12 protein-coding genes and 1 tRNA gene are annotated in these 18,090 nt (G+C 60.2%); 12 read left to right on the top strand and 1 reads right to left on the bottom strand.

The genetic code is table 11. The annotated features are described in order from the left end of the window. Positions 1-34: 34 nt before the first annotated feature. Positions 35-604: a glycerol-3-phosphate 1-O-acyltransferase PlsY gene (gene plsY, locus AB4O22_RS29580; protein ID WP_003206189.1), complete on the top strand. Its 570-nt coding sequence runs from the start codon at positions 35-37 to the stop codon at positions 602-604. An 8-nt stretch (positions 605-612) separates the two neighbouring features. Here the strand turns inward: plsY and tsaD are convergent, their stop codons facing one another. After that, the gene (gene tsaD, locus AB4O22_RS29575) at positions 613-1,638 is read right to left on the bottom strand and encodes a tRNA (adenosine(37)-N6)-threonylcarbamoyltransferase complex transferase subunit TsaD (protein ID WP_003206192.1); all 1,026 of its coding nucleotides are present in this window, start codon (positions 1,636-1,638) and stop codon (positions 613-615) included. A 199-nt stretch (positions 1,639-1,837) separates the two neighbouring features. Between tsaD and rpsU the strand changes: the two genes are divergently transcribed. The 11 genes from rpsU to AB4O22_RS29520 all read left to right on the top strand — a co-directional run bounded on the left by rpsU (position 1,838) and on the right by AB4O22_RS29520 (position 18,086). Continuing rightward, positions 1,838-2,053 (top strand): 30S ribosomal protein S21, encoded by a 216-nt coding sequence (gene rpsU, locus AB4O22_RS29570; RefSeq protein ID WP_002551877.1) that lies wholly within the window; start codon positions 1,838-1,840, stop codon positions 2,051-2,053. A gap of 479 nt (positions 2,054-2,532) precedes the next feature. Further along, a complete protein-coding gene (dnaG, locus tag AB4O22_RS29565) occupies positions 2,533-4,491 on the top strand; it encodes a DNA primase (RefSeq protein WP_003206194.1) in 1,959 nt (652 codons plus the stop codon). A gap of 67 nt (positions 4,492-4,558) precedes the next feature. Then, positions 4,559-6,406 carry an RNA polymerase sigma factor RpoD gene (rpoD, locus tag AB4O22_RS29560; RefSeq protein WP_003206198.1) on the top strand — a complete coding sequence of 616 codons (1,848 nt, stop codon included), beginning with the start codon at positions 4,559-4,561 and terminating at the stop codon, positions 6,404-6,406. A 127-nt stretch (positions 6,407-6,533) separates the two neighbouring features. Further along, entirely contained in the window at positions 6,534-10,277 is a 3,744-nt protein-coding gene (locus AB4O22_RS29555; RefSeq protein WP_223471396.1) for a bifunctional diguanylate cyclase/phosphodiesterase, read from the top strand. A 15-nt stretch (positions 10,278-10,292) separates the two neighbouring features. Further along, positions 10,293-10,369 (top strand) — tRNA-Ile (locus AB4O22_RS29550). 188 nt (positions 10,370-10,557) lie between these two features. Next, the gene (gene pcaQ, locus AB4O22_RS29545) at positions 10,558-11,487 is read left to right on the top strand and encodes a pca operon transcription factor PcaQ (RefSeq protein WP_057449628.1); all 930 of its coding nucleotides are present in this window, start codon (positions 10,558-10,560) and stop codon (positions 11,485-11,487) included. A gap of 127 nt (positions 11,488-11,614) precedes the next feature. Continuing rightward, on the top strand, positions 11,615-12,334 hold the full coding sequence (pcaH, locus tag AB4O22_RS29540; RefSeq protein ID WP_460095671.1) for a protocatechuate 3,4-dioxygenase subunit beta: 720 nt from the start codon (positions 11,615-11,617) through the stop codon (positions 12,332-12,334). Positions 12,335-12,346: 12 nt separating this feature from the next. Next, on the top strand, positions 12,347-12,949 hold the full coding sequence (pcaG, locus tag AB4O22_RS29535; protein WP_223471397.1) for a protocatechuate 3,4-dioxygenase subunit alpha: 603 nt from the start codon (positions 12,347-12,349) through the stop codon (positions 12,947-12,949). Between the two features lie 387 nt (positions 12,950-13,336). Continuing rightward, complete coding sequence (locus AB4O22_RS29530) at positions 13,337-15,628, top strand: hypothetical protein (protein ID WP_460095670.1); 2,292 nt, start codon at positions 13,337-13,339, stop codon at positions 15,626-15,628. A gap of 36 nt (positions 15,629-15,664) precedes the next feature. Further along, positions 15,665-16,126, top strand: coding sequence for an Lrp/AsnC family transcriptional regulator (locus AB4O22_RS29525; RefSeq protein WP_018607342.1), 462 nt, complete (start codon positions 15,665-15,667; stop codon positions 16,124-16,126). Positions 16,127-16,403: 277 nt separating this feature from the next. Then, complete coding sequence (locus tag AB4O22_RS29520) at positions 16,404-18,086, top strand: flavin monoamine oxidase family protein (RefSeq protein ID WP_003206211.1); 1,683 nt, start codon at positions 16,404-16,406, stop codon at positions 18,084-18,086. The last annotated feature ends 4 nt before the right edge of the window (positions 18,087-18,090 follow it).

The following is an 18,090-nucleotide window of genomic DNA, read 5'->3' as shown; positions in this document are numbered from 1 at the left end:
TAGAATCAGGGCGTCCTCGCCCGGAATAGTTAGCATGTTTTGGTTACTGGCGATTCTCGCCTACCTGCTCGGCTCGCTGTCCTTCGCCATTTTGCTCAGCCGCCTGACCGGTCGCCCGGATCCGCGAATGAGTGGCTCAGGCAATGCCGGCGCCACCAACATGCTGCGCCTGGCCGGACGCAAACTCGCCATCCTGACCCTGCTGGGCGACCTCTGCAAAGGCCTTGTCCCGGTATTGATCGCCAGCCTCGCAGGGCTCTCGTTGCAGCAACAGGCCTGGATCGGCGTCTGCGCCGTCATCGGCCATCTATTCCCGCTGTACTTTCGCTTTCGTGGCGGCAAGGGTGTCGCCACCGCCGCCGGCATGCTGCTGGGCCTGTACCCGCCCGCCGCCCTGCTGGCTGTCTGTGCCTGGCTGCTGACGTTCTACCTGACCCGCACCAGCTCCCTGGCCGCGCTGATCGCCACACCGCTGACCCTGCCGTTGCTGGCCTGGCAGGAACCGGCGGCCTTGCTGCCAATGACCGCACTGGTAGCGCTGATCGTCTGGCGTCACCGGGGCAATCTACGCGACCTGTTCGCCGGGCGCGAACGGCATTTTTAAATGATGTTTCACAGCGGCGCCAACTGCTCCATCGGCCAGCGCGCCTGTACGCTGATCGCCAGGCTTTCGTGCTGGCCGGCCTGCAAGCGCTGACAACCGGCAAAGGCAATCATCGCGCCGTTATCTGTACAGAACTCCGGCCGGGCGTAGTAAACGTCGCCCTTCATGTCGCCGAGCATTTTCTCCAGCGATGTCCGCAAGGCCTTGTTCGCGCTCACGCCGCCCGCGATCACCAGGCGCTTGAGCCCGGCCTGCTTGAGGGCACGCTTGCACTTGATGGTCAAAGTCTCCACCACGGCCTGCTGGAACGCCAGTGAGATGTCGCAACGGGCTTGCTCACTGTCGTCCCCGACGCTGACGCACTGCTGCCAGGTGTTCAGGGCAAAGGTCTTCAACCCGCTGAAACTGAAATCCAGGCCGGGACGGTCGCACATTGGCCGCGGGAACACGAAGCGCCCATCGACCCCTTGCGTCGCAAGCCGAGAGATTTCCGGCCCACCGGGATAATTGAGGCCCATCATTTTTGCAGTTTTGTCGAACGCTTCGCCGGCAGCATCATCGAGCGTCTCGCCGAGCAACTCGTATTGGCCGATGCCATCGACCCGAATGAGCTGCGTATGGCCGCCCGATACCAACAAAGCGACGAACGGAAATTGCGGCGGTTGCGACTCCAGCATCGGCGCCAGCAGGTGGCCTTCCATGTGATGCACGCCCAGGGCCGGAATCCCCCAGGCAAAGGCCAGCGCCTGGGCACAGGAGGCGCCCACCAGCAACGCGCCCACCAGGCCCGGGCCGGCGGTGTAGGCGATGCCGTCGATCTCGGTCGGCACGCAGCCGGCTTCGGCCAGGACCTGGCGGATCAAGGGCAGCATGCGCTTGACGTGATCGCGAGAGGCAAGCTCGGGCACCACCCCGCCGTAGGCACGGTGCAGGTCGATCTGGCTGAACAGCGCATCGGCCAGCAGGCCACGTTCACTGTCGTAAAGTGCGACACCGGTTTCGTCGCAGGAGGTTTCTAATCCCAGTACTAGCATGGGTTTGCGCCTTGTAGAGGCTGAATTCGAAGGCGCGCATAATAGTCGCCGCGTTGTGCCCCGACCAGCGGTTTTCGATCAGAGGCTTTGCATTCCGAGCGTTGAGGGGTTAACATCCGCAACCCTTAAAAACCGACGTCTTCAAGTGCTCTTTTGCCGCGAGGATGTTGACCCCGGTAATGAATGAAGGTAGCTCTGGATGCCAGCCGTCAAAGTAAAAGAGAACGAACCCTTCGACGTAGCTCTGCGTCGTTTCAAGCGCTCCTGCGAAAAAGCCGGTGTTCTGGCTGAAGTTCGTAGCCGCGAATTCTACGAGAAGCCGACTTCTGAGCGTAAGCGCAAGGCAGCAGCCGCTGTTAAGCGTCACGCCAAGAAAGTTCAGCGCGAGCAGCGCCGCGCCGTACGTCTGTACTAATACACAGACGTCCGTAGCAAGCTTCTGCCAAGCCCGGCCTTCAAGCCGGGCTTATGGCATTTGCGGAATAACGCTTGATGCTTCACTGTCAAAGCCGCAGACGCGACCAAGACAACCTGCTTCACCGCGTCAGACCTGGCTCTTTTGCCAGCGGTGCACGTCTTTCCTGACGAGCCTTCCAAGGCTACCGACGAGCACACCCTGATTCCTCTAACGACGATCAGCCCAAGGCACCTGCCTGCGTGTCCGCTTCATGAGCTATCCGAGGCCTGAACGGCCGTTACCGGATTCAGCGCAACACATTCAAACAGTCGAATACTGATAGTTATTAACGTCAGTGGATTATCGGCAGATACACTTCCCGACAGCGATGATGCAGACGACCCGGTCGAGCCACCGATTTAGCGTGCCTCAAACCCAGACCCGGTTACGCCTGCCGATTTCGGGTCCATATTTCGCGCAGTGATGATGAGAACGCCATGGCCGGGCTGATTCCCCAGAGCTTTATTGACGACCTCCTGAACCGCACCGACATCGTCGACGTGGTCAGCTCTCGCCTGCAAATGAAGAAAGCGGGCAAGAACTACACAGCTTGCTGCCCGTTCCATAAAGAAAAAACGCCTTCTTTCAGCGTCAGCCCCGACAAGCAGTTCTACTATTGCTTCGGCTGCGGCGCTGGCGGCAATGCCCTCGGTTTCATCATGGACCACGACAACCTGGACTTCCCCCAGGCCGTCGAAGAACTGGCCAAAGCCGCCGGCATGGAAATACCCCGCGAGGAAAGCGGTCGACAGCACAAGCCACGCCAACCGACCGATTCTCCGCTTTACCCACTGCTGACAGCGGCGGCGGACTTTTATCGCCAGGCCCTCAAAAGCCATCCGGCACGCAAGGCTGCGGTGGATTATCTCAAGGGCCGCGGCCTGACCGGCGAAATCGCCCGGGACTTCGGCCTCGGCTTCGCCCCGCCCGGCTGGGACAACCTGTACAAGCACCTAAGCAGCGATACGCTGCAACAGCGCGCCATGATCGACGCCGGCCTGCTGATTGAAAATGCCGAAACCGGCAAGCGCTACGACCGCTTCCGCGACAGGGTCATGTTTCCGATCCGCGACACACGCGGGCGGATCATCGCCTTTGGTGGCCGGGTGCTGGGGGACGACAAGCCGAAATACCTGAACTCCCCGGAAACCCCGGTGTTCCATAAGGGCCAGGAACTCTATGGCCTGTACGAAGCACGCAAGAACAACCGCAATCTTGATGAAATCATTGTCGTCGAAGGCTACATGGACGTTATTGCCCTGGCCCAGCAAGGCCTGCGCAACGCCGTGGCGACCCTGGGCACGGCCACCAGCGAAGAGCACATGAAGCGCCTGTTTCGCGTGGTGCCCAACGTGCTGTTCTGCTTCGACGGCGACCAGGCCGGCCGTAACGCCGCCTGGCGCGCACTGGAGGCCACATTGCCGTGCCTGCAGGACGGACGCCGGGCACGCTTCCTGTTCCTGCCCGAGGGCGAGGACCCGGACACCCTGGTGCGCTCCGAAGGTACCGACGCGTTCCGTGCGCGGATCAACCAGCACGCACAACCGTTGGCCGACTATTTTTTCCAGCAATTGACCGAAGAAGCCGATCCACGCTCCCTCGAAGGCAAGGCCCACATGGCCACCCTCGCGGCACCGCTGATCGACAAGGTGCCCGGTGCCAACCTGCGCACACTCATGCGCCAGCGCCTGACCGAGATCACCGGCCTGAACAGCGAAGCGGTCAATCAATTGGTGCACAGCGCCCCCCAGGAGGCGCCACCGGCTTATGACCCGGGCGTCGATTACGACGCGATGCCGGATTTCGCCGACTATCATCAACCCCAACAGGATTACGCCCCCCAGCAGGAATGGACACCGAAAAAACCCGGCAGTGGCGGCAAGAAATGGGACAAGAAACCCTGGGACAAGAACGGCAAGCGCGGCGATCGCGACCAGCCACGTGCCCCGCGCGTGCCGGCCGCCGTCGAACCACCAACACTGGCCGCCTTGCGCACCTTGCTGCATCACCCGCAACTGGCAGAAAAAGTAGAGGACGCCGGGCACTTCGCCGCCGAGGACCACAGCAATACGCAATTGCTGGTTGCACTCCTTGAAGCCGTGCAGAAGAACCCCAAGCTAAACTCTTTCCAATTGATTGCACGGTGGCACGGCACCGAGCAGGGGCGTCTGTTGAAGGCCCTGGCCGAGAAGGAATGGCTGATTGAAGGAGACAACCTTGAACAACAGTTTTTCGACACCATTACTAGCTTATCCGCCCGCCAACGCGAGCGAAACCTGGAACAACTTCTGCGAAAAGCTCGTCAGAGCGAGTTGACCAGCGAAGAGAAAAACCAATTGCGCGACTTACTCAGCCGCAATGTTTGCGCATCAAACCCGACCTCAACTGGCGCGTGAGGTCACAGCTCAGGTATAATCCTCGGCTTGTTTTTTGCCCGCCAAGACCTTCAGTGGATAGGGTGTTATGTCCGGAAAAGCGCAACAGCAGTCTCGTATCAAAGAGTTGATCCTATTGGGTCGTGAGCAGGGCTACCTGACTTACGCGGAGGTCAACGACCACCTGCCGGAGGATATTTCAGATCCGGAACAGGTGGAAGACATCATCCGCATGATCAACGACATGGGGATCAACGTATTCGAGGTTGCTCCAGATAAGGATGCCCTTATGCTGGCCGACGCCGATACCGACGAGGCGGCCGCTGAAGAAGCGGCCGCAGCGTTGGCAGCGGTCGAGACCGACATTGGTCGCACCACCGACCCCGTGCGCATGTACATGCGTGAAATGGGTACGGTAGAGCTCCTCACGCGTGAAGGCGAAATCGAAATCGCCAAGCGTATTGAAGAAGGCATCCGTGAAGTGATGGGCGCAATCGCGCACTTCCCTGGCACGGTTGACCATATTCTCTCCGAGTACACCCGCGTCACCACCGAAGGTGGCCGCCTGTCCGACGTCTTGAGCGGCTATATCGATCCGGACGACGGCATTGCGCCGCCTGCCGCCGAAGTGCCGCCACCGATCGACGCGAAAGCCGTCAAGGCCGACGACGACACCGATGACGACGAGGCCGAAGCGAGCGACGACGAGGAAGAAGCCGAAAGCGGTCCGGATCCGGTCATCGCAGCACAGCGTTTCGGCGCTGTGGCCGACCAGATGGAAATCACCCGCAAGGCGCTGAAAAAGCACGGCCGCAACAACAAGCAGGCGATTGCCGAGCTGTTGGCACTGGCCGAGCTGTTCATGCCGATCAAGCTGGTACCGAAGCAATTCGAAGGCCTGGTCGAGCGTGTTCGCAGTGCCCTGGATCGCTTGCGCCAGCAAGAGCGCGCGATCATGCAGCTTTGCGTGCGTGACGCCCGCATGCCGCGTGCCGATTTCCTGCGCCAGTTCCCTGGCAACGAAGTCGACGAAAGCTGGACCGATGCACTGGCCAAGGGCAAGAGCAAATACGCCGAAGCCATTGCCCGCCTGCAACCGGACATCGTTCGTTGCCAGCAGAAGCTCAGTGCGCTGGAGGCCGAGACTGGCCTGAGCATCGCCGAGATCAAGGACATCAACCGTCGCATGTCGATCGGCGAGGCCAAGGCCCGTCGCGCGAAAAAAGAGATGGTCGAAGCGAACTTGCGTCTGGTGATCTCCATCGCCAAGAAGTACACCAACCGCGGCCTGCAATTCCTCGACCTGATCCAGGAAGGCAACATTGGCCTGATGAAGGCGGTGGACAAGTTCGAATACCGTCGCGGCTACAAGTTCTCGACCTATGCCACCTGGTGGATCCGTCAGGCGATCACTCGCTCGATCGCCGACCAGGCCCGCACCATCCGCATCCCGGTGCACATGATCGAGACGATCAACAAGCTCAACCGTATTTCCCGGCAGATGCTGCAGGAAATGGGTCGCGAACCGACGCCGGAAGAGCTGGGCGAACGCATGGAAATGCCTGAGGACAAGATCCGCAAGGTATTGAAGATCGCTAAAGAGCCGATCTCCATGGAAACCCCGATCGGTGATGACGAAGACTCCCATCTGGGTGACTTCATCGAAGACTCCACCATGCAGTCTCCGATCGATGTTGCCACTGTCGAGAGTCTCAAGGAAGCGACTCGCGAAGTACTCTCCGGCCTCACTGCCCGTGAAGCCAAGGTACTGCGCATGCGCTTCGGCATCGACATGAATACCGACCACACCCTTGAGGAAGTCGGTAAGCAGTTCGATGTAACCCGTGAGCGGATTCGTCAGATCGAAGCCAAGGCTTTGCGCAAACTGCGCCACCCGACGCGAAGCGAGCATCTGCGCTCCTTCCTCGACGAGTGACCTTCAAAACCCCCGGCCCTGCCGGGGGTTTTGTTATGCACAGATAAAATCCCCTTCGTTACGCTCCTCAGCACCCTGTTGCCCGTCTACACTCGAATCATCCTCCCCAAGCCATGTCGAGACAGTGATGCCCAGACTGACGGCCGCGCTTTTGCTGTCATTGATGACCTGGACCGCAACAGCTGGCGCGTTGACGCTCACCGACGAGGAGCTCCGCTGGCTCAAGGACCACCCAGACCTGCGCCTGGGTGTCGATGCCTCATGGCCGCCGTTTGAGTTTCGTGACGACCAGGGCCGCTATCAGGGCCTGGCTGCCGACTACGTCGAGATCATTCGTGAACGGCTGGCCATCAAGCTCACCCCCATCGAGCCAGCCAGCTGGACCGCCGTGCTGGAGCAGGTCGTACAGGGAAAGATAGACCTTTTGCCGGGCATCATGTCCACGCCGGAACGCCAGAATTACCTGGCGTTTACCCGGCCTTACCTGGATTTCCCCATTGTCATCCTGGCCCATCGCGGTGGCGCCCAGCCGCACAACCTCAAGGAGCTGTACGGGCTGAAAATCGCCGTGGTGGAGAACTATGCCCCCCATGAATTGCTGCGCAACCACCATCCCGACCTGAACCTCGTGGCGCTGCCCAACGTCAGTTCAGCCCTGCAAGCCCTGGCAACCGACGAGGTGGACGCGGTAGTGGGAGATCTGGCCTCCAGTGTCTGGAGCCTGCGTCAACTCAAGCTCGAAGGCCTTTATGTCAGCGGGGAAACACCGTATCGCTATCAGTTGGCAATGGCCGTCCCTCGAGACAACAAGATATTGGTGGGCATCCTGGACAAGGTCATGGCGGACATGAGCCCGGCCGAAGTTGCCGAGATCCAGCAGAAATGGGTTGGCAATGTACATGACTACCGCCAGCTCTGGTCAGACTTGCTGCTTTACGGCCTGCCTGCGTTGCTGCTCCTGGTCGGCATACTGGCGGTGGTGATTCGCATCAACCGCCGACTGAGCTCGGAAATCGCCCGGCGGGTCGAGCTGGAACAGGAACTGCGCAGCAGCGAATACCATTACCGTGGGCTGGTAGAGAGCTTGTCAGCCATCGCCTGGGAGGCAAGGGTCAGCGACTTCACTTACAGCTACGTGTCGCCCCACGCCGAAGACTTGCTGGGCTATCCCCTTTCCCATTGGCTGATACCGGGCTTCTGGCGCAACATCATTCATCCCGCCGACCTGATCCGTGCCCAGACCTACTGCGATCATGAAGTGCTGGCGGGTCGCGACCACTGCATCGATTATCGCGTGATCACCGCCGACGGCCGCTGCCTGTGGGTGCGCGATATTGTCAGCCTGATCGAACACGGGCACGAACCGGTTATGCGTGGGCTGATGATCGACATCAGCGAAGCCAAGCGCACCGAGGAAGCACTGCGCCTTTCGGAGCAGAAATTTGCCTCGGTGTTCCGCCAGTGCCCGGACATCCTGGTGATTGCACGGCTGTTGGACGGTTGTCTGCTGGAGGTCAACAAGGCCTTCGAAGAACAGGTCGGCCTGAGTGCCGCCGAGGTGGTGGGACGCAACGCAACCGAACTGAATATCTGGGGCATCCAAGGCGTGGGGCCGGCCCTGTTGCAGCGCTTGCAGGCCGGCAGCATTCGCAACCTGGAAATGCCCTTTCGCCGTAGCAACGGCCAGGTGTTCACCGGACTGATCTCTGCCGAGCCCTTCGATCTCGACACGACGCCAGCCCTGGTCGTGGTGGTGCGGGACATCAGCCAGCTCAAGGAAACCCAGCAGCAATTGCAGACATCCGAAGAGAAGTTTGCCAAGGCGTTCCATGCCTCGCCCGATGGCCTGTTGTTGTCCCGGCAAAGCGACGGCCTGCTGATCGAAGTCAACGAAGGCTTCAGCCGCATTACCGGTTTCAACAGTGCCCTGTCGGTGGACCGCTCTACCCTGGACCTGGGCATCTGGGTCAACCTCAACGAGCGAAAGCAGATGCTGGACCTGCTGAAGCGGGACGGCTTCGTCAGGGACTTCAGTTGCCATATCCGTCGCAACGACGGGCAGATCCGGCTCTGCGAAGTCTCCAGTCGCCCGCTACCCATCGGCAACGAAGACTGCATGCTGACCATCGCCCGGGACATCACCGAACGCCATCTCATGCAGGAGAAACTGCAACAGGCCGCCACCGTATTCGAAAGCACGGCCGAAGGCGTGCTGATCACCGATACGCAACAGCACATCAGCGCGGTGAACCGAGCCTTCACCGAAATCACCGGCTACAGCGAAACCGAAGCCTTGGGCCATACACCTCGGTTGTTGGCTTCCGGCCTGCACGACAGCGCGTTTTACGCCGCGATGTGGCACCAGTTGACGGCCGAAGGGCACTGGCAAGGAGAGATCTCCAACCGGCGCAAGAACGGCGAGTTGTACCCCAGTTGGCTGACCATCAGCGCAGTGCGCAATCGGGACCTACAGATCACCCATTTCGTCGCGGTCTTCGCCGATATCTCCAGCCTCAAACACGCCCAGGCCCGGCTCGACTACCAGGCCCACCACGACCCGCTGACGGGCCTGCCAAATCGCACGCTGTTCGAAAGCCGCTTGCTGGCGGCTCTCAATGGCCAGCAGGAAAACGGTGGTCAGGGCGCCGTGCTGTTCCTGGACCTGGACCGCTTCAAGCACATCAATGACAGCCTCGGGCACCCGGTCGGCGACCTGTTGCTCAAGGGCATTGCCGTACGCTTGCGCGAGCAGTTGCGCGACATCGACACCGTGGCGCGCCTGGGCGGCGACGAGTTCATTATCCTGCTGCCGGGCCTGCAACAGCCCAGCGACGCCGAGCACATCGCCCAAAAACTGTTGAACTGCTTTGGCGCGCCGTTCCAGGCCGGCGAGCACGAGTTCTTCATCAGTGCCAGCATCGGCACCAGTCTCTACCCGCAGGACGGCTGTGACGTCGCCACGCTGGTGAAGAATGCCGACGCGGCGATGTACCGCTCCAAGGCCAAGGGACGCAACCGGGTGGAAAGCTACACCCGCGACCTCACCGCCCAGGCCAGCGAGCGAGTGGCCTTGGAGCACGAGCTACGGCGGGCGATTGAACGCAACGAGTTGTCATTGTCCTTCCAACCCAAAATCAGCCTCATCGACAACCAACTGGTGGGTGCCGAAGCATTGATCCGCTGGACGCACCCCACGTTCGGCGACGTGCCGCCGGAACACTTCATCCCTCTGGCGGAAGAAAACGGCATGATCCTGCAAATCGGCGACTGGGTGCTGGAGCGCGCCTGCCGGCAGTTGTGCGAATGGAATGACGCCTACGACAGCCTCGGCCCCCTTTCGGTCAATCTGGCCGGGGCCCAACTGCGCCAACCCAATCTACTGGGGCGCATCGAACAACTGCTGCGCGAGAACCAGCTCGAACCCGGCTTATTGCAACTGGAAATTACCGAAAACTTCATCATGAGCCAGGCCGAAGAGGCCCTGACGGTGCTGCACCAGCTGAAAAAACTCGGCGTGCAATTGGCCATCGACGACTTCGGCACGGGCTATTCCTCTCTGAGTTACCTCAAGCGCCTGCCGCTGGACATCCTCAAGATCGACCAATCCTTCGTCCGCGGCCTGCCCGACGATCCCCACGACGCGGCCATCGTGCGGGCAATCATCGCCCTGGGCCGCAGCATGCAATTCACCATCATCGCCGAGGGCGTCGAAACCCTGGCCCAGCAGCAATTCCTGACCGAAGAAGGTTGCGAACAGATCCAGGGCTACATCGTCAGCCTGCCTCTGTGCGCCGATGAGTTTGCCGCAACGTTTCTTCGCATGACCGTTTCGGATTTTTCGGATAGCACAGCCGAGAAACCGTCGTTATAATCCGCGGCCTACTGAGGGCCTATAGCTCAGTTGGTTAGAGCAGAGGACTCATAATCCTTTGGTCCACGGTTCAAGTCCGTGTGGGCCCACCAATTCGAAAGCCGCGCATTGCGCGGCTTTGTCGTTTTTGAGACTGTGGACTTTGCGCACCAGGCGAAGGTTTTCATAAACGGCTCTGCAAACAGGTAGTCCCCGACGAGCCTCCCACTGTCGCCTTCAGGCGTTGCAACCCGCAGCACAAACACTGCGCATCCCAAGTCCCTTGAAGGCAGCGACCCGATTGAACATCGACACACGCATCAAATTCCGTCATCTGGTGTGTTTTCTCGAAGTGGCGCGCCAGGGAAGCCTGGCCCGTGCGGCAGACAAACTGGCAATCAGCCAACCGGCGCTTTCCAAGACGTTGAAGGAGTTGGAAACGTTGCTGGCCGCCGTGCTGTTCGAACGAAGCAAGAAGGGGGCGACGCTGACGGAAGCCGGCGCAGCTTTTCTGCGATATGCGGGGCCGAGCGTGCAAGCGCTGCGCGAGGGGGTCAACAGCCTGCGCGCTGGTGTCCACGAGCCCGTTGCCATTAGCGTTGGCGTGCTGTCCACGGTTGAAAGCCTGTTGGTCCCTGAGGTTGTCTGTCGACTGCATGCTCGACATCCGGCCCTGGTAATCAGTGTGGTGACCGGCCCCAGTGCCCATTTGCTATCGCAACTTCGCGTCGGTGAATTGGACCTGGTGGTTGGCAGAATGACCGATAGCCCATTGATTCATGGGCTGGCGTTCGAACACCTCTACAGCGAGTCCATGACCCTGGTGGTGTGCAACGACCATCCTGTGCTCGCGAATCCACAGGGGCACAGGAATCTCGAAGACTATCCCTGGGTGCTTCCATTGGCGGGGACGACCATCCGTAAATTCGCCGACGCCCTGTTTGTTCAGCACGGCATTACCCCATCACGCCAACGCCTTGAAACCCTATCGGTCGCGTTGAGTCGACGCTACGTACAATGCAGCCAGGCCATCTGGGTTGCGCCTTTCGACGCGGTCCGGCAGGACTTGAAACAAGGCGCTTTGGTGGAGCTGGAATTAGGGGCACGGGAACCAGGCGGTTCCGTGGGGCTGTGCACCAATCCCGCGTTGCCGGTGACACCCCAGGCACAGTGGTGCATGGAGGTTCTTCGCGAAGTCGGGCAGGAATACCTCGAAGGAAAATATCCATAACCATTTGGATATGGATCAAGTCGGTTTTTTCAATTTTTGGTTGGGCCGCGCAAGAGGAAACTGGGCTACCAGTCGCTGCCAACGCAGCGCTTGCCTTTGCCAAACCATAACAATAGGAAAAATCGACATGTCTGATGCGCATGACAGCCGCTTCGTCATTCGTGACCGTAATTGGCACCCCAAAGCCCTGACACCTGACTACAAGACTTCGATCCTGCGATCACCGCGCCAGGCCCTGGTGAGTATTCCCCAGTCGCTGTCGGAAACCAGCGGGCCGGATTTTTCCCATCTAAAAATGGGCCAGCACGATAACGATCTGCTGCTCAATTTCAATCACGGCGGCTTGCCCATCGGCGAACGCATCATCGTCGCGGGCCGGGTCTGTGACCAATTCGGCAAACCGGTTCCCCATACCTTGGTGGAAATGTGGCAAGCCAATGCGGGTGGGCGTTACCGGCATAAGAAAGACAGTTATCTGGCGCCGCTTGACCCCAATTTCGGTGGGGTCGGCCGCGCGCTGACTGACCGTGACGGCAACTACAGTTTCCGCACGGTCAAACCGGGTCCCTACCCATGGCGCAACGGCCCCAATGACTGGCGGCCGGCACACATCCATGTCTCCATCAGTGGTCCGTCCATTTCCACGCGCTTGATAACTCAACTGTATTTCGAAGGCGATCCGCTCATTCCCATGTGTCCGATCATAAAGACGATCGCGAATCAGGAAGCGGTGCAGAGCCTGATCGCCAAGCTTGATATGAGCATGGCCAATCCTATGAATTGCCTGGCTTATCGCTTTGATATTGTTCTGCGCGGACAGCGCAAGACCCACTTCGAAAACCGCTGAGGAGGCATGCGCATGTCCGTTCAACTTCTGCCTGAAACCCCTTCGCAAACTGCCGGCCCTTATGTGCATATCGGCTTGGCGCTGGAGGCGGCTGGTAATCCGCCGCGAGAACAGGAAATCTGGAATGAAATGGCCAAGCCTGGCGCGCCAGGTGAGCACATCGTACTGATTGGCCACGTTCATGACGGCAACGGCCATTTGATTCGTGACGCGTTTCTGGAGTTCTGGCAGGCGAATCCGCAAGGCGTCTACGACAGCGCATACGATCTGGAAAAACCCTTCAACTGTTTTGGCCGTACTGCCACCGCCGAAGACGGAACGTGGATCATCAAGACCGTAAAACCCGGCACAGTGAAGAACGCCGCAGGTTTTCCCATGGCCCCGCATATCAACGTTTCCCTGTTTGCTCGCGGGATCAACATTCACTTGCAGACCCGCCTGTATTTCGACGATGAATCCGAGGCGAACGCCGTGGACCCCATCCTGGGTCTGATCGAGCAGTCGCCGCGTCGCGAATCCCTGATTGCCAAGCGCTCCACGCTCGATGGCAAGTTGGTTTACCGGTTCGACATTCATGTGCAGGGTGAATCAGAAACGGTGTTCTTCGATTTTTAATCGCCACTTGTACAGTGCCGGGACGTGAGCACTCGGGTTGTTTAGATGCCGCCCGCCCCTAAAACCAGACCCATCAGGGTCTGGTTTTTTGTCGAATCCAGCTTTGAAGGCTGACGGTTTTTTGATCGCCATAACAACTCTGGCAGCCAACCGCTCCCCGCCCTTGCCCCTGTACTCACCTGTAGTAATACTCTGTGACGTTCACCCTCCCCACGCCTAAGCCCTTGCAGCTTCCTCACTGAGACGCCCATCATCGCCAGCCCCAGCCTCTCTCGACTGTTTCTTGAACTGTTCTGGCAACTCGGCATCCTGCTGGCGCCAGCCTTTTTCGTCACCTTGCTGCCGCCCCCATTGGCTTTGCTGGCGGTGGTATGCCTCGGGCTGCTGATGGGGCTTGCCGCCCGCCTGGGCTTTTTGGCGATGGGCCGAGGCATCGCCCGGCTGACGGTCGGCGCTGTGTTTGGCCTGGGTTTCAGCCTGGGCCGGGCGTTGCCTGAGTGGTGGGGCATCTTGGTAGCGATCGTCGGCATCATGGTCGGGCTCGCCTGCGTCAGCAGCTGGGAGAGGCGCCTTGGGTTGACACCCATTTCCAGCAAAGGGCCGAGTGCCTGGGGCGGAAACGAACCGCTGCTGACCCCTGAAGGCGAGCCGATCCGAGCGTTCAACCACGGCGAAATCGCCATGGGCGGCCCGACTTATTGCGACTATCTGTTCCCCGACGGCGTGCTCCTGCAAGGCCTGGGCTCTTCGGCCGTGTTCTCCAGCGACGGGCGTTATTTCGCGGCACCGGTACCGTCCCGACAGACATGGGGACTGGTGGTGCTCGACCGTCAGCAACGCCAGTTGTACCGCTGCGCCGACAGCGAACTCTGGGAGTTGGACGCTTTTGACCTCGACGTATTGCGCGGCCGCCACAGTCCATTGGTGGATGACAGCGTTCGCGAAACCCGGCTCGATGAGCTGTTAAAAACCGCCAGCGTTTCCAATCTGGTGCCTGTCGCCGATCTCTGGCTGGAACCCGACTGGCATCCGGAGAATGTCCTGCACACGTTCGAACGACGTTCCGCTGATGGCCTGCAATGCCTGCAAGGCAACATTTCATTGCCTTCGACGTTCCGTGATCTGGCCCAGCCACTGGAACCGCTGCGTTCACCGCGCTACACCGTCAGCGTCAACGGGCAACCGTCCGACCTGCTGATGGCGGCAGACGCACCGTTGGTGTGGAGCAGCGATCAACGCGCCCTGGTGTGCCTGGCCCAGGCGCGTGATCCTCAAGCAGATGGCGACCAGTATTGGTTGTGGCAGTTGGACAAAGGCTGGCGCGCCTTGCCGTTGCCGTGGGTGAAGAGTGCTACTGAACCGTCCTTCTACTGGCATGAGTTGCTGAGCCTCGATGCGCTCCATGTGCATATCGGTGCGTACCTCGACTATCCAAGACCGGGTTCCGGCCGGTATGGCTACCGTCTGGACAGCATTCATAGCGACACCGAAACCCAGGCCGGTCATGACGCCCAGGGTCGGGTAAACGTCGCTGAATTCACACTGACCCGCACGGCCATTGTGATGCCGTTGGACAGCCGGGGCCTGCGCGGTGACTCGTACATCGAGACGCAACCGATGCTGGGTGGCGCATGCGCTCAGCTCATCTGGCTTTGCGACAATCGCGAGGGGCTTGGCGGTTATCGCAGCCAGATCGGTGATTGGCACTTGCCAGGCAGGTGGCTGCTGGATCATCGCGTCTCTGACTGCGGGCGTTACCTGGCACTGCTGCCCTTTGCAGACTCAACGACAGTGGCCACCCATGCGGTCATTGCAGACGTGCAGGATCGACGCCTGCTGGAAGGGCCCGCCATGTGGGTGGAACGAATACTCGATTTTCGGGATGGCCAGTTGAGTCTGGCAGTGGTGGCCGGTCGTCTTGACCACGACCTGGACAGCAGCGCGCTGCAACGCTTCAACATCCCGGCGCCGCCGATCGGCAGCGACCCTTCGTTCTTTCATCCCAACGAGCAATCCCGGCTGTTCTACAACACTGTGGACCTGCAGGTGACCGACTCACAACTGCACCGCGTTGCTCCCTGGCGCCTGGTGGATTGTCCACAAGTGGCCAACGCCGACGGTGACTTCATCCAGCCCGCCCCTGACCATCAGGACGCCGCCTGGCTGTTCGGCAGCGAAACGGAATATGCCGACAGTTGGGTCCGTGAGCAGACGCCCCGGCTCGGAGGCCATTTGCTGACAGCCTCAGGCTGCGCGTTGGTCGACCTGGCACCGTCGATGATCTGGTCGACGGATAGCCGTTACCTGGCCCTGACCTGTATGGCGACCGATGTGACAGAACAGTGTGGAAGTTATCGAGGCTGGCAATTACTGCTCCTGGATGTCCAGGAACACACGTTGCGGGTGCATCCGCGGTGGCTGGGCAACCGGCCGCTGTTTGAAAGCTTCGACGCCGGGCAGCTGCATGTACGGTGTTTCGAGCGCGATTGGGAAGCGCAAGATGATGACGACCCAGGCTCAGTGCAGTCGTTCTCACTGCATCTCTTGTTGCAGTTGCCCACCGAACAGCTGGTTTGCCAGGACGGTTTCTGGTTCAGGACTTCACAGGTACACCTGGCCTCCGCCTGGCGCGCACTGGCTTTGCCTGCCATTGGCTATTTCGCACGTGAGAGCCTGTAACATGCTCGCCATCGAATGCCTGCGCCGGAGCCCACTTTGACTGACACCCGCCCTCCCGTCCTCGACGAAATCGACCGGCAGCTGATCGCGGCGCTGCAAATCAACGCCCGGGAAAGCGTCGCCATGCTCGCCCGGCAATTGGGTATCGCCCGCACGACCGTGACCTCGCGGCTGGCACGCCTGGAAAAGACCAAGGTGATTACCGGGTATGGCGTGCGCCTGGGGCAACGAGTGATTGACGGCGGCTTGCAGGCTTACGTCGGCATCAAGGTCCAGCCGCGTTCCGGCAAGGACGTGCTGCGGCGCTTGAGCGCCATGGCCCAGGTACAGCAGCTGTGCGCGGTCAGCGGTGAGTTCGACTATGTCGCCTGGTTGCGCACGGACTCGCCGGAACAGCTGGACCAGTTGCTGGACCAGATCGGCAGCGTGGACGGCGTGGAGAAGACCACCACCTCGATCATCCTCAGCAGCAAGATCGATCGAGGCCAGCCAGTCTAAACCCTGCGTCACTTAACCTGTGGGAGCGAGCTTGCTCGCGATGATGGTCTGTCAGCCCATGAAAGTGCTGACTGAACCGACGCTATCGCGAGCAAGCTCGCTCCCACAGGGGACCGGTTTCGTCATTATGATTTACGAATAGGTCAAAATGACTGATCCACGCTCAAAACGACGACATATTGTGTCTTATTAACGTGTTCCACCCTCCCTAGAATGGCTGGCATCTTTCCTATACTCAGACGCGAACACCGCGTCGAGTCGCCCATCAAGGTCAGCCATGAACAAGAACAATCGCCACCCAGCAGACGGTAAGAAGCCCATCACCATTTTCGGGCCGGACTTTCCTTTCGCCTTTGACGACTGGATCGAGCATCCGGCTGGCCTGGGCAGCATTCCCGCCCACAACCACGGTACCGAAGTGGCGATTGTCGGTGCCGGGATCGCCGGTCTGGTGGCGGCGTACGAGCTGATGAAGCTGGGTCTCAAGCCCGTGGTCTACGAGGCGTCGAAGATGGGTGGGCGCCTGCGCTCACAAGCATTCAATGGCGCCGAGGGGGTGATCGCCGAGCTGGGCGGCATGCGTTTTCCGGTGTCCTCCACCGCGTTCTACCATTACGTCGACAAGCTGGGCCTGGAGACCAAACCGTTCCCCAACCCGCTGACCCCGGCGTCCGGCAGCACGGTCATCGACCTGGAAGGCCAGACCTACTACGCGCAGAAACTGGCGGACCTTCCCGCACTGTTCCAGGAAGTTGCCGACGCCTGGGCCGATGCGCTGGAGGATGGCTCGCGCTTCGGCGACATCCAGCAGGCGATCCGCGACCGCGACGTGCCACGCCTCAAGGAGCTGTGGAACACCTTGGTGCCACTGTGGGACGACCGCACCTTCTACGACTTCGTCGCCACCTCCAAGGCCTTTGCCAAGCTCTCTTTCCAGCACCGCGAAGTGTTCGGCCAGGTCGGTTTCGGCACCGGCGGCTGGGATTCGGACTTCCCCAATTCGATGCTGGAAATCTTCCGTGTCGTGATGACCAACTGCGACGACCACCAGCATTTGGTGGTCGGCGGCGTCGAGCAGGTGCCCCACGGCATCTGGAACCACGTGCCGGAACGCTGCGTGCACTGGCCGCAAGGGACCAGCCTGAATTCGTTGCACCTGGGCGCCCCACGCAGCGGCGTGAAGCGCATCGCCCGTGCGGCTGATGGCCGATTCAGCGTGACCGACGTCTGGGACAACACCCGCGAGTACGCCGCGGTGCTGGTCACCTGCCAGAGCTGGCTGCTGACCACCCAGATCGAATGTGAAGAAGCGCTGTTCTCGCAAAAAATGTGGATGGCCCTGGACCGCACCCGCTACATGCAATCGTCGAAGACCTTCGTGATGGTCGACCGGCCATTCTGGAAGGACAAGGACCCGGAGACCGGCCGCGACCTGATGAGCATGACCCTGACCGACCGTCTTACTCGTGGCACCTATCTGTTCGACAACGGGGACGACAAGCCAGGGGTGATTTGCCTGTCGTATTCCTGGATGAGCGACGCGCTGAAAATGCTGCCGCACCCGGTGGAAAAACGCGTGAAGCTGGCCCTCGATGCCCTGAAGAAAATCTATCCCAAGGTGGACATCGCCGCCCGGATCATCGGCGATCCGATCACCGTGTCCTGGGAAGCCGACCCGCATTTCCTCGGCGCATTCAAGGGCGCCCTGCCCGGCCACTATCGTTACAACCAGCGCATGTATGCGCATTTCATGCAGGACGACATGCCGGCCGAACAACGCGGGATCTTTATCGCTGGTGATGACGTCTCATGGACACCGGCCTGGGTCGAAGGCGCGGTACAGACCTCACTCAATGCCGTGTGGGGGATCATGAAACACTTCGGCGGTGAAACTCACGCCGAGAACCCGGGTCCAGGTGATGTGTTCCACGAGATCGGTCCGATCGCCCTGCCCGAATAAAAGG

The sequence above is a fragment of the Pseudomonas sp. S3_B11 genome, assembly GCF_054667715.1.
Note: the sequence above shows the minus strand (reverse complement) of the source record. Positions and strands in the feature narration are given on the sequence as shown.